The sequence below is a fragment of the Vibrio sp. 2433-A1 genome, assembly GCF_056726085.1.
The window spans coordinates 26,484-39,160 of the sequence record NZ_JBRESC010000020.1 but is presented as its reverse complement, the minus strand read 5'-3'; the positions used below and the strand labels follow the sequence as shown (position 1 = coordinate 39,160).

Here is a 12,677-nt window from a genome sequence, read left to right as displayed (position 1 = left end):
TATTTTAATTGCTCGAATTACCGTTCAGGTTCCACCTTTTGAACCTGAATCATTGTCTGAGCCGACTGAGTTGATTATGCTTAGTATTTCGACGGCTTCTTTTATTTTGGAAGTTATTTTCCCATATCCACACCACGATGTTTAGACAATAATGACAAGATATGGCTTACGTGCCCGCGTTATTACACTTACCTTAGCGCCAACACTAATTATCGGACTGCTCCTGAGTGCTTTTTTCTCTTTCAATCGCTATCACGATCTTGAAAAGCAGGTAATCAATTCAGGACTCAGTATCATTGAGCCGTTGGCCATTGCCAGCGAAGAAGGCCTTAAAAATAATAGCCGAGAATCGGTTCGCCGTATCATCAGTTATGCACATCGTAAGAACTCCAAGTTTGTTCGAAGTATTGCCGTCTTCGACTATAACCACGAGTTGTTCGTCACCTCGAACTTCCACCCGAACTTTGAGCTGTTAACTTTACCAAGAGATGAGCCGATTCCGCTGTTGGTAAGCTCAGTGCTGAAAGAAAACACACTGATCTTACGCGCACCAGTCATCGCCGAGTCAGGGTTCGTGGCCACCATCAAAGGCCAAAGCAACAATCCAGCCTTAGGTTATGTTGCTGTCGAGCTCGACCTGTCGTCATTGCGACTGCAGCAATACCAAGAGATATTCTCCGCCTTCCTTGTACTTTTGATCGGTCTAGGACTGTCAGCCGTATTTGCCCATCGCCTAATGCATGATGTAACACGGCCAATTTCTCACATGAAGAACATGGTTGACCGAATTCGCCGCGGCCATCTGGATGTGCGTATCGAAGGTAAGATGCATGGTGAACTCGACTCGTTGAAAAATGGTATCAACTCAATGGCAGTCTCTTTGTCGGAGTACCACGTTGAGATGCAACACAGTATCGACCAAGCCACTTCTGATTTGCGTGAAACCCTTGAACAGCTAGAGATTCAAAACGTTGAGTTAGACATCGCTAAAAAACGCGCTCAAGAAGCGGCGCGTGTTAAATCTGAGTTCTTAGCTAACATGTCCCATGAGCTACGTACGCCACTCAATGGTGTGATTGGCTTTACCCGTCAGATGCTTAAGACCACACTGACCAACAACCAAACTGATTACCTGCAAACGATTGAAAACTCGGCGAATAATTTACTCAATATCATCAATGATATTCTCGACTTCTCCAAGCTAGAGGCCGGTAAGCTAGCACTAGAAAACATTCCGTTTGATTTCCAAGCCTCTCTTGATGAGGTTGTCAATCTACAAGCCACCAGCGCCCATGAGAAAGGCCTTGAACTAACGCTTAAGATAGATCCGAAGATCCCAGCGGGATTAGTAGGTGACCCATTGCGCATTCAGCAAGTTTTAACCAACCTTGTCGGTAACTCAATTAAATTTACTGAGCGCGGAAATATCGATATCAGTGTTGAACTGCGTTCGCAAAAAGAAGATTCGGTCGAGCTCCAATTCATGGTGAGAGACACGGGTATCGGCATTTCCGAGCGCCAGCAATCTCAGCTATTCCAAGCCTTCAGTCAGGCGGATGCGAGTATCTCACGTCGCTACGGCGGTACCGGCCTTGGTCTGGTTATCACTCAGAAACTTGTCAGCCAAATGGGCGGCGAAATCAGTCTAACCAGTCGCCTCCACCAAGGTTCGACCTTCTGGTTTACCCTGCGCTTATCTTCTACCGATATGCCAGTTAGCGACTTAATCGAGACCCAAGTATTGCAGCAACGTTCTCTACTTCTGGTAGAGCCAAACATGCAAGCAGCATCGGTTATTCAGCAAACCTTGGTACAAGAAGGCTTGATCGTTACCTATCGCTCATCTCTGCCTGATGAATCTGAAAGTTACGATTATGTTCTTCTCAACCTATCACCAAATATAGAAAACGACGTTGAAACCGTTCAGTTGTGGGTTGAACAGGCGATGAGATGTGCTTCTCACGTGGTCGTCGGCACGCCAAGTACGGTGTTAGCGCTTTCTGATCACTTGATTCAGAAATATCATATTCACTGCATTACGAAACCACTGTCGCGCAGAAAACTGCTGCAAACCCTTGCTGCAAATCAAGAGAGTGTTCCGCTGCTAGAGAGTCCTTCGCAAAATAACGAAACTCTACCGTTGACGGTTATGGCCGTAGATGACAACCCTGCGAACTTAAAATTGATTAGCGCCCTGCTGCACGAAAGGGTGGATTGCGTTGTTACGAGTACCAATGGCCTTGATGCAGTCAAACAAGCTGAAGTGCGGCATTTCGATATCATATTGATGGATATTCAGATGCCGCATATGGATGGTGTTACCGCTTGTAGCCAGATTAAACAGACGGAGTTAAACAGCGATACCCCTGTTATTGCCGTGACCGCCCATGCGATGAGTGGAGAACGTGACCGCCTATTGTCAGCCGGGATGGACGATTACCTCACTAAGCCAATTGAGGAACATGTGCTGCAACAAGTATTGATGCACTGGAATCCGCATACAACTGCGCAAGATTTAGAAAAGCTGGATCTATCAGTGAGCTCTGCTGTGATTGAGCACCGTGAAGAGACGGCTGCTCAAGAGAACCACAGCAATATGATCATTGACTGGCAAGCGGCACTGAAACAATCAGCCAATAAGGAAGATCTCGCTCAAGATATGCTGCAAATGTTGGTTGACTATATTCCAGACGTCAGCGCTATTGTAGAAGGAGCGCTAGAAGATGATCATTTTGATACCGAGCAACTGATTCACCATGTGCATAAACTGCACGGTAGTAGCTCTTACTGTGGAGTCCCAAGACTTAAAAACGTCTGCGCCACGATTGAAAAAGAGTTACGCTCTGGATCAAGCATCGAAGATATCGAACCTGAGCTGTTCGAGTTACAAGATGAAATGGAAAAAGTGGTGGCGAGTGCAAGACCCTACTTAGAAAAATAGACGTTATCGGAGCGTATCAGGCTGGTAAAAACGAACTAGTGAGGGAATATGCAGACAATAAAAAAGCGACCTGAAGTCGCTTTAATTTAGTTGATTAGTTTTCGAATATGACCGTCGCCATTGCGTAATGGCGCTCATCGGAAATAGAAAGATGAATATTGGTCACCCCTCTCTGCTCGGCCAGCTCAAGTGCTTTGTTAGACAAGCTCAACTTAGGTGCACCAAGCTCATCATTTACAATGGTAAAATCGTGGAAGGTAACACCAAGTGCAATGCCTGTGCCTAAAGCCTTAGAAGCCGCCTCTTTCGCAGCGAAGCGTTTAGCTAGGAAACGACCTTGCTGCTTCAAACCGGAAAAGATGTCAAATTCGACCTCTGTCAAAATACGCTTTGCAAATGCTTCACCAGATCGAGCGAGTGCCTTTTCGACTCGCTCAATCTCGGCAATATCTGTCCCTAAACCAACAATCGCCATACCGCTTACTTACGTGCTTCAACCATAATAGCTTTCATATCAGCCACTGCTTTATGCAAGCCGTCAAACACCGCGCGTCCCATGATCGAGTGGCCAATGTTTAACTCAAAAATTTCTGGAATTGCCGCGATAGGAGCAACGTTGTGGTAAGTCAGGCCGTGACCCGCATTAACTGTAATACCAAGGTCCGCAGCGTAACTTGCGCCAGCGGCGATCTTTTTCAGTTCATCTTGCTGATCTTCTTCAGTTTCAGCGTCGGCATAGTGACCAGTGTGAAGCTCAATAAATGGCGCACCACAAGCTTTTGCAGCATCAATTTGCTCGCGGTCAGCATCAATGAATAGCGATACTTTAATGCCCGCTTCTGACAGAGTTTGAGTCGCCGCTTTAACTTTTTCTAGGTGACCAGCAACATCAAGGCCGCCTTCTGTGGTCAGTTCTTCACGTTTTTCAGGCACCAGACATACGTACTCTGGTTTAGTCTTCAGTGCAATCTCAACCATTTCATCGGTAACAGCCATTTCTAGGTTCATACGCGTTTGTAGCGTCTCACGTAGAATGCGAACATCACGATCAACAATATGACGACGATCTTCACGCAGGTGAATTGTAATACCATCAGCCCCCGCTCGCTCAGCAATTTCTGCTGCATGTACAGGATCAGGATACTTAGTACCACGCGCGTTACGTAGCGTTGCAATGTGGTCGATATTTACACCTAGGTAGATTGAGCTCATTTTCCAATACTCCGTGCTCGGGGAATCATCGACATAAACAATTCCCTGCTTTTTAATGGTTTGCCGCCAAGATACGGCTTTAAGGCTATACGTGTAAAGCGTTTTGCCGCTTTGAGTTGTTCTTTTGTGGCAAATCGACGTTCGCTGATAGCGATCAGCTCGTCACCTCTAAAGGTCAGGTTGTCATGACGTACTGAAGCGATAAAACCTTTCTGCTCTCGGTAACGGTAAGTCATTCCGGGATCAATAGGTTCGCCACTACCGGCACAATGAAGAAAATCGACCCCATAACCCATTGCCGATAGCAATGCTAACTCAAAACGCCTCAGCGCAGGTTCCGGATTATCGGCCTGAGCAAGCTCTGTGAGTGCGTGCAAATAGTCATGAAACAGAGCAGGCATCGCCACCTCCGCCATCAACACTCGGCCAATTAACTCATTAACGTACATACCTGAGTAGAGGTTAATGCCCGTTAACGGTAAACCTAAGCTAATGGGTTCAGCTTGGCGCAAGGTCTTCATCGAACCATTTCCCGACCACTTAAGTAGCAATGGGGTAAAAGGCTGAAGTGCACCTTTAAGATTCGAACGTTTACTGCGAGCACCTTTCGACATTAAGGTGACACGGCCATACTCCTCACTAAACACATCGAGAATTAAGCTCGATTCGCTATAAGGGCGGCGGTGTAACACAAAGCAGCGCTGTAAACCTTCAGAGGACATAGAATTTGCCAGACAAATATGAAACCAATATTAACGAGAGATGACTTACTCGCATCCTAAATAATTACTAAATAATCAGCATGATACAAATAAGGAGCCGAGCGGCTCCTTATTTCGTATAACTTGGAGCGAAGCCTCTAGCCTCGCAAACCTTATAGATCGTCGATATAGCCAAGAGAGCGCAGTGCACGCTCATCATCTGCCCAGCCCGACTTCACTTTAACCCAAGTTTCTAAGTAAACCTTACGGCCAAACAGCTCTTCCATGTCTAGGCGCGCTTCACGACCAATCGTCTTGATCTTGTCACCGCCTTTACCAATCACCATTTTCTTTTGACCATTACGTTCAACAAGAATCAGGGCATTGATGTGGAAACCATCTGTGTCTGGGTTGTAGTCGAAGCGCTCGATCTCAACCGTTACTGAGTAAGGTAGCTCTTCGCCGGTGAAACGCATTAGCTTTTCACGCACGATCTCTGACGCCATAAAGCGTTGAGAACGGTCTGTCACATACTCTTCTGGGAAGTGGTGCGTCGCTTTAGGTAAGTGTTCGCGTACATGCTTACGCAGCACATCGATGTTTTTGCCGTGTTTCGCTGAGATTGGCACAACATCAACAAAGTCCATTTTGCTCGACATCTCTTGCATGTGCATCATAACGTCGTTGCGGTCTTGGACAACATCAACCTTGTTCACACAAAGTACAACTGGGAAGTTCGACTTTTGAAGCTTAGTCAGAACCATTTCATCATCAGCCGTCCAGTGCGTACCATCCACCAAGAAGAACACAAGGTTCACATCACTCAGTGATGAGTTTGCTGCACGGTTCATCAGGCGGTTAATCGCACGCTTCTCTTCGATGTGAAGACCAGGAGTATCGACAAAAATCGCTTGGTAATCGCCTTCAGTATCAACACCCATAATGCGGTGACGAGTCGTCTGAGGCTTACGTGAGGTGATCGAAATCTTCTGACCCAAAATACGGTTTAGAAGGGTCGATTTACCTACGTTAGGGCGACCAACGATCGCGACAAAACCACAATGCTGATTTTCTGGTGAGGTAGCTTGCTCGCCGCCTGATGAGAAAAACGCATCAATATCAAATTCGTTGTTATCCGTTGAATCAGTCATTGGTTAATTGCTCTAGTGCTAATTCAGCAGCCGCTTGTTCTGCCTTGCGGCGGCTGGTGCCTTTACCAATAACAGGCTGTCCAATACCTGCCACTTCGCACGAAACCGTAAATTCTTGGTTGTGTGCTTCACCTTTAATATTAGTCACTGTGTAAGCAGGTAGCGGCTTTCTTCGACCTTGAAGGAACTCTTGTAGGCGAGTCTTCGGATCTTTTTGTGATACACCCGGCTTGATTGCATCAAGGCGCGTCTTGTACCAGCTAAGAATAATGCCACGAACCACTTCAATGTCGCTGTCTAGATAGATAGCGCCAATGATGGCTTCCACAGCGTCGGCAAGAATTGAATCACGGCGGAAACCGCCACTTTTTAATTCACCTGGACCTAATTTTAAGTGATCTCCTAGTTCGAATTCACGACCTAGTTCAGCAAGCGTATTACCACGAACAAGTGTCGCGCGCATACGGCTCATGTCCCCTTCGTTAACCTTAGGGAAACGGTGATAAAGATCATCAGCAATGACAAAACTTAAAATTGAATCGCCCAGAAACTCAAGACGCTCGTTATGTTTTCCATTAGCGCTGCGGTGTGTCAGCGCTAAACTGATTAGCTCAGCATCATTAAACTGATAGCCGAGCTTCTTCTCTAGTTTTGGTGTAGGAGAATTCATGCTCTCTCAATAATTTGTGTTCATTCTCAAAATAGTTGAAGTTGTAGTTAGGCGACAAGTAAATTCAGCCCTATGAGCATAGGTATTCTATGTGATTAGGGCGGCCGGCGAACCGGTGAATTTACGCAGTCAACAACGCTACAGCTTCAAATATGAAAAGAATTTAGTTAATACCACCGATGCGGTTAAAACGCACACCAGTTGGAATCCATGAAGGTAATACGCTATCTTCGCTGCGCTCAAACTCGAAGCTAATCCAGATAGCCACAGCCTTACCTACAAGGTTTGCCTCTGGAACAAAGCCCCAGTAGCGACTGTCAGCGCTGTTGTCACGGTTATCACCCATCATAAAGTACTGACCCTCTGGGACAACCCACTCATTCACGCCATTACGCGGTTGATACAATTCAACGCGATCACGACGTAGCGGGTTCACCAAGATTTGATGTCCAGTTTCATTTAATTGCTCATCCAACTGAATCAACGGGATACCATTTTGGATAAACTGGCTTTCTTCTACATTCGATAGTTTTACTGGCTGACAAACGCTTTCACCAGGAGACTGAATGCAGATTTCTTTTTTACTGTTGTAGCGAATCGTATCACCTGGCAGACCAACTACACGTTTGATGTAATCAATACTAGGCTGAGGAGGGTATTTAAATACCACGATATCACCACGTTCAGGTTTACCTGTTTCAACTAGCTGTGTACGCCACACTGGGTCTTTCAGACCATAAGCGTACTTCTCTACCAAGATAAAATCACCCACCAGCAGTGTTGGCATCATAGAGCCAGATGGAATTTGAAACGGTTCGTAGATAAAAGAGCGCAATACGAGTACAGCCGCGATTACTGGGAAAATAGACACACTATTTTCAATCCACCACGGTTGAGTCTTCACTTTTTCAAGAACAGCGGCATCTAAACCATTGGTTTGCGCTTCGATTTCCGCCACTTTCGCTTGACGTTTCTTTGCAAAGACCAGCTTTTCAAGCACCCAGACAATACCCGTTACCAAAGTAACAATCACAAGAATGAGTGAAAATGTGTTCGCCATTGACTTCCCTTATCTCAAAAATACGAAAGTGAAAGAGCCGAAACCCTTCCACTTAATCATTGAATTTAATTCTAATAATCCCATAAATAGTTGGCGTACAGCTAGGCGACTAGCAAACTCAGCCCTATGAGCATAGAAGCTCTATGTTATTAGGGTGAGTTTGCGCTGGCAACAACGCTGTAGCGTCAAATATGACTGGGATTAGTCTTTGCCTACGTGAAGAATTGCTAAGAACGCTTCTTGAGGCAGCTCTACGTTACCGATCTGCTTCATACGTTTCTTACCTTCTTTCTGCTTCTTCAGTAGCTTCTTCTTACGACTCACGTCACCACCGTAACACTTGGCGATTACGTTCTTGCGCAGCTGTTTCACTGTTGAACGCGCGATGATGTGGTTACCGATTGCTGCCTGAATTGCAATATCAAACATCTGACGTGGGATGAACTCTTTCATCTTCTCTACTAGCTGACGACCACGAGTTTGCGACTGATCTTTGTGAGTGATCATCGCTAGGGCATCAACCGTGTCACCGTTAAGAAGTACATCAACACGAACCATGCTCGACGCTTCAAAACGTTGGAAGTTGTAATCAAGCGATGCATAACCACGCGACGTTGACTTCAAACGGTCAAAGAAGTCGAGTACGACTTCTGCCATAGGAATATCGTAAGTCACTGCTACTTGGTTACCGTGGTAAACCATATCAACCTGAGTACCACGTTTCTCAACACATAGTGTGATTACGTTACCTAGGTAATCAGATGGTACTAGGATGTTACAGCGAGCAATTGGCTCACGGATTTCTTCAATATCATTCACCGCTGGTAACTTCGCCGGACTATCGACGTATAGAGTGTTACCGTTAGTTTCTTCAACTTCGTAAACTACCGTTGGCGCTGTAGTGATCAGGTCTAAATCGTACTCACGCTCTAGACGCTCTTGGATGATCTCCATGTGTAGCATACCAAGGAAGCCACAGCGGAAACCAAAACCAAGCGCTGCTGAGTTTTCTGGCTCATAAAATAGCGATGCGTCATTCAGGCTTAGTTTACCTAGTGCATCACGGAAGCTTTCGTAATCGTCAGAAGATACAGGGAATAGACCCGCATATACCTGAGGTTTTACTTTCTTAAAGCCTGGTAGCGCTTTATCACTGCCGTTTTTAGCCAGTGTTAGCGTATCACCTACTGGCGCGCCTAGGATGTCTTTAATACCACAAACAACCCAACCTACTTCACCAGTACGTAGCACATCAGTATCGACTTGCTTAGGCGTGAAGATACCAAGACGGTCTACGCCCCAAACCTGACCCGTGCTCATTACTTTGATCTTGTCATTCTTCTTAAGAGCGCCGTTCTTAATTCGAACCAGAGAAACAACACCTAAGTAGTTATCGAACCATGAGTCAATGATTAATGCTTGTAGCGGCGCTTCTGGATCACCTTCTGGTGCTGGAATTGCAGAAACAATGTTTTCTAGAACGTCATCAACACCGATACCTGTTTTCGCACTACAACGAGTGGCTTCCATCGCATCGATACCAACGATTTCTTCAATTTCTTCTGATACACGCTCAGGATCGGCAGCAGGAAGGTCAATCTTGTTTAGGATTGGCACAACCTCTAGGTCCATTTCAATCGCTGTGTAACAGTTAGCAAGAGTTTGAGCCTCTACACCTTGACCAGCATCAACTACCAGCAGAGCACCTTCACACGCCGCTAGAGAACGAGAAACTTCATAGGCGAAGTCAACGTGCCCTGGGGTATCGATGAAGTTAAGTTGGTATGTTTCACCATCTTTTGCTGTGTAGTTAAGAGTCACACTCTGTGATTTGATTGTGATACCACGTTCACGCTCTAGATCCATGGAGTCTAAAACCTGTGCGGCCATTTCACGGTCGCTCAATCCACCACATACTTGGATTAAACGGTCTGATAGGGTCGACTTACCATGGTCGATGTGGGCGATAATCGAAAAGTTACGAATGTGCTTCATGATTTGGTGTGACTAAACTCTTTTAAATAGGGACAAGAAAGCCGTTAGTTCGCTCTGATTTCTTACATTGAGCGACGGCATTTCAATCAAGTTGGCAGATTCTACCCAATTTCTAGCCGCTTCGCACTAGCTAATTGGTTCGCCTAATATCCTTAATAATATGACTTGCTGAGAAGATTGCTGCTCTAATCGCGCAGATAATCTTTTGGCGAGATAAATCCCCGCAACCGTAGCAAGGGCAGAAGATAGAATCACGATGCCTTCTCCTGCAGCTAAAAGTGGAGCAATCCACCATTGTGCAATGAAAGCACCAAGGATCATGGCAAAGAGCGGGACAAGATACACAATCGCCGCAGATTGCAATATGCTCTTCTCTGGCAGGCCGATTTCGACCATCTGACCCGGCTTAACTAACTTGTCAGTGGTTAAATGCCAACTGAGAGATTTATTCCCTACCGCTTTGGAGACAATGCCAGTTCCGCAACTTTTTTGCGAAGAACAACTGCTGCAACTGGTTTGTTGTTCGCACGCTAACTCTACGTCAAACCCCTTTGAAAGAGGTTTAACGTGAGCAACCGTTGCCAGTGCGGTCATCATTGTGAATCACTCACAGGATTGGCAAATTTGACTGATTGAGCAATACGTTTTGCTGTCGCAGGAGGAACATCACCAATCACTGAGATTTCATGCTCGCCACGGACAAAGCTGTGCAGCGTACGACGACCTTGACGAACCAGTTGGCCTTTCAGCGACAAGTTATCACTCTGAGAAATGTAGACCGAGAAGCTAAACAAGCCGTCACTGTACATCTGGCTTTCGACCATACGATCAGTGTCATTCATGCGGTAGCGATTCAGCTCTTTCGGTTCAAAGCCATTTGGCACCCAAGCAACTGTCCAGTGTGCATTTTCAACTTGCCCTTTTGGCAGTGACAACACTTCTGGCAACTTCACTTGGTTTAAACCACTGAGCGCTTGTTCAATTTTCTCATTTACGTTGTAAGAAATGGTTCGATATTGCTCTAACACCTCACCATCGCGATCAACCAGATCGGCACGCAAAGGTAATTTGCTACCTTCATCGACCCATAAAACGTACGAATAGCGTTGGCCATCTTTGGGCACCACTCTTAGCACCTGACATGCCACGCCAGCTTCACGAGCACGTCCGACTTGAACGAAGTCGTAAAAGTTTTTTAACTGGCTAACATCTGAATTTAACAATGGCATCGTTGGTGCAACCATGTTACCCGACTCAATGGTGAAAGGGTCAACGCCAGGCTCAAGATAGCTCACCTCATCTCCGCGACGAATCACTTCACGAACAGGACCGCTCAAATAGATAAGATGTGCGAGTTGCTTATCTTCAGATACCGCGTGTCGATACAGCAATGGCTCAATGCTGTTTTTCTTTATCAGTATGTAAGACAGTTCATAGTTAAGATGCTGACTTGCCTCGTTCATTTGATACAACAAAGCCTCTGCAGCGTTATCTTCTGCAAAGGCTAATGGTGTGTTCAAACTGAACAGTGTCAGCGCACTGATCAGAAATTTCTTCATTCAACTACCGTTTTAGGATTATCACTACTTTCAATAGTATTTTCACTATTTAAGCGTAGTTGTAATTCGTAGTCTCGTAGCATCGCATTTATGCGACGACGTTGTTCTTGTACGTTCACTTCGCTAGAACTTTGCTGTTTAACCGAAGAACGTGTCAGGCTAACAGGCTCTGCGCTACCAGAAAATGGGATAGTCTGAAGAACAGGTAATGTCTCTGCCCCAGGCGTACTTGGATCGCTGCCACCATATTGCTGCACACCTAAGATCACCGCCAATGAGACACACGCCGCCATCGCAACTTGGCCAAATTGGTTCAACCAAGCAGGTAATTGCTTACGCGCTTGTGCAGGTGTCGGCTGTGCTTCAACACGACGATGTTGTTCTAACTGAGTTATTGTGGAGTACGTAGGCTCATCATCGAGCGCTAACGCCACGCTTTCAGCAATATTCCACTCCGGTTTCTCCGGAGCCTCACCACGCATTACATCACCAATTAAATGGTAGTTTTGCCATGATTGTAGGCTTTCTTGGTCTTGCTCTAATTCAGTAATCAGAGCCTTATCAACCAACTCTCCATCCATGAGTGCTGAAAGTTTCTCTTTGTCAGCCATTATTTTCACCATTAATGTTACTGGTCTAGCGTTGCAAAAGGGGTTGAATCTTTTTTTCAACCGATTCACGAGCACGGAAGATACGCGAACGCACCGTTCCTACAGGGCAATCCATAACCGCTGCTATTTCCTCGTAGCTTAAGCCGTCAAGCTCACGCAACGTCATTGCGGTTTTTAAATCATCAGGCAGTGCTTCAATCGCACTGAAAACGACACGTTTCAATTCGTTGGACAACGTTAAGTTCTCAGGGTTCGATATTTCTTTTAATGCACTACCCGTTTCGTAATATTCAGCATCTTCAGTATCTACATCTTGAGCGGGCGGCCTGCGCCCTTGAGCTACAAGGTGGTTTTTTGCAGTATTAACGGCAATCCGATATAACCAAGTATAGAAGGCACTTTCACCACGAAAGCTTGGTATCGCACGGTACGCCTTAATAAATGCTTCTTGCGCTACATCGGGAACATCACCAGGATTATTCACATAGCGAGAAATAAGGTTGCAGACTTTGTTTTGGTACTTTGTCACCAACAAGTTGAATGCTTGCTTATCCCCATTCTGAACTCGCTCAATTAATACTTGATCGGTCAGCTGCTCGTTCATTCGAGCGGGTACTCCTATTGTTATTAGCCCCGGCCTTATCAGACATGAGCATTAATTATGCAAAATGTAGTATTGACACCACTGCTTACTTGAGCACTATTGTGACCTAGTAAATAAATATAAGTTCAAAAATTCTTCAAACTAATTTTACACAGTGATGCATTGTGCTACCT

The 12,677-nt window shown here is 45.6% G+C and carries 12 protein-coding genes; 1 reads left to right on the top strand and 11 read right to left on the bottom strand.

Annotation, left to right across the window (positions count from 1 at the left end):
- The first annotated feature begins 151 nt into the window (after positions 1–151).
- Positions 152–2,941, top strand: a complete 2,790-nt coding sequence (barA, locus tag ACU01J_RS17605; RefSeq protein ID WP_481086880.1) for a two-component sensor histidine kinase BarA — start codon at positions 152–154, stop codon at positions 2,939–2,941.
- Between the two features lie 94 nt (positions 2,942–3,035).
- Here the strand turns inward: barA and acpS are convergent, their stop codons facing one another.
- The 11 genes from acpS to rpoE form a co-directional block, all read right to left on the bottom strand.
- A complete protein-coding gene (gene acpS / locus ACU01J_RS17600) occupies positions 3,036–3,416 on the bottom strand; it encodes a holo-ACP synthase (RefSeq protein ID WP_481086879.1) in 381 nt (126 codons plus the stop codon).
- Positions 3,417–3,421: 5 nt separating this feature from the next.
- Positions 3,422–4,153, bottom strand: coding sequence for a pyridoxine 5'-phosphate synthase (gene pdxJ / locus ACU01J_RS17595; RefSeq protein WP_481086878.1), 732 nt, complete (start codon positions 4,151–4,153; stop codon positions 3,422–3,424).
- Entirely contained in the window at positions 4,150–4,875 is a 726-nt protein-coding gene (recO, locus tag ACU01J_RS17590) for a DNA repair protein RecO (protein WP_481086877.1), read from the bottom strand. The genes pdxJ and recO overlap by 4 nt, the downstream gene beginning before the upstream one ends.
- 152 nt (positions 4,876–5,027) lie before the next feature.
- The gene (era, locus tag ACU01J_RS17585; RefSeq protein WP_481086876.1) at positions 5,028–6,005 is read right to left on the bottom strand and encodes a GTPase Era; all 978 of its coding nucleotides are present in this window, start codon (positions 6,003–6,005) and stop codon (positions 5,028–5,030) included.
- Positions 5,998–6,675 (bottom strand): ribonuclease III, encoded by a 678-nt coding sequence (rnc, locus tag ACU01J_RS17580; protein WP_004415613.1) that lies wholly within the window; start codon positions 6,673–6,675, stop codon positions 5,998–6,000. The genes era and rnc overlap by 8 nt, the downstream gene beginning before the upstream one ends.
- Before the next feature lie 163 nt (positions 6,676–6,838).
- A complete protein-coding gene (gene lepB / locus ACU01J_RS17575) occupies positions 6,839–7,735 on the bottom strand; it encodes a signal peptidase I (RefSeq protein ID WP_481086875.1) in 897 nt (298 codons plus the stop codon).
- A 201-nt stretch (positions 7,736–7,936) separates the two neighbouring features.
- Positions 7,937–9,730, bottom strand: coding sequence for a translation elongation factor 4 (lepA, locus tag ACU01J_RS17570; RefSeq protein WP_481086874.1), 1,794 nt, complete (start codon positions 9,728–9,730; stop codon positions 7,937–7,939).
- Between the two features lie 126 nt (positions 9,731–9,856).
- A complete protein-coding gene (locus ACU01J_RS17565) occupies positions 9,857–10,327 on the bottom strand; it encodes a SoxR reducing system RseC family protein (RefSeq protein ID WP_481086873.1) in 471 nt (156 codons plus the stop codon).
- Complete coding sequence (gene rseB, locus ACU01J_RS17560) at positions 10,324–11,289, bottom strand: sigma-E factor regulatory protein RseB (protein WP_481086872.1); 966 nt, start codon at positions 11,287–11,289, stop codon at positions 10,324–10,326. The genes ACU01J_RS17565 and rseB overlap by 4 nt, the downstream gene beginning before the upstream one ends.
- Positions 11,286–11,900 (bottom strand): RseA family anti-sigma factor, encoded by a 615-nt coding sequence (locus tag ACU01J_RS17555; RefSeq protein WP_481086871.1) that lies wholly within the window; start codon positions 11,898–11,900, stop codon positions 11,286–11,288. Before ACU01J_RS17555 ends, rseB begins: the two co-directional genes overlap by 4 nt.
- Before the next feature lie 25 nt (positions 11,901–11,925).
- The gene (rpoE, locus tag ACU01J_RS17550) at positions 11,926–12,504 is read right to left on the bottom strand and encodes an RNA polymerase sigma factor RpoE (protein ID WP_481086870.1); all 579 of its coding nucleotides are present in this window, start codon (positions 12,502–12,504) and stop codon (positions 11,926–11,928) included.
- Between the last annotated feature and the right edge of the window lie 173 nt (positions 12,505–12,677).

Coding starts and splice junctions, on each gene's coding strand:
- barA (WP_481086880.1), top strand. CDS start 152: ATGACAAGATATGGCTTACGTGCCCGCGTTATTACACTTACCTTAGCG.
- acpS (WP_481086879.1), bottom strand. CDS start 3,416: ATGGCGATTGTTGGTTTAGGGACAGATATTGCCGAGATTGAGCGAGTC.
- pdxJ (WP_481086878.1), bottom strand. CDS start 4,153: ATGAGCTCAATCTACCTAGGTGTAAATATCGACCACATTGCAACGCTA.
- recO (WP_481086877.1), bottom strand. CDS start 4,875: ATGTCCTCTGAAGGTTTACAGCGCTGCTTTGTGTTACACCGCCGCCCT.
- era (WP_481086876.1), bottom strand. CDS start 6,005: ATGACTGATTCAACGGATAACAACGAATTTGATATTGATGCGTTTTTC.
- rnc (WP_004415613.1), bottom strand. CDS start 6,675: ATGAATTCTCCTACACCAAAACTAGAGAAGAAGCTCGGCTATCAGTTT.
- lepB (WP_481086875.1), bottom strand. CDS start 7,735: ATGGCGAACACATTTTCACTCATTCTTGTGATTGTTACTTTGGTAACG.
- lepA (WP_481086874.1), bottom strand. CDS start 9,730: ATGAAGCACATTCGTAACTTTTCGATTATCGCCCACATCGACCATGGT.
- ACU01J_RS17565 (WP_481086873.1), bottom strand. CDS start 10,327: ATGATGACCGCACTGGCAACGGTTGCTCACGTTAAACCTCTTTCAAAG.
- rseB (WP_481086872.1), bottom strand. CDS start 11,289: ATGAAGAAATTTCTGATCAGTGCGCTGACACTGTTCAGTTTGAACACA.
- ACU01J_RS17555 (WP_481086871.1), bottom strand. CDS start 11,900: ATGGCTGACAAAGAGAAACTTTCAGCACTCATGGATGGAGAGTTGGTT.
- rpoE (WP_481086870.1), bottom strand. CDS start 12,504: ATGAACGAGCAGCTGACCGATCAAGTATTAATTGAGCGAGTTCAGAAT.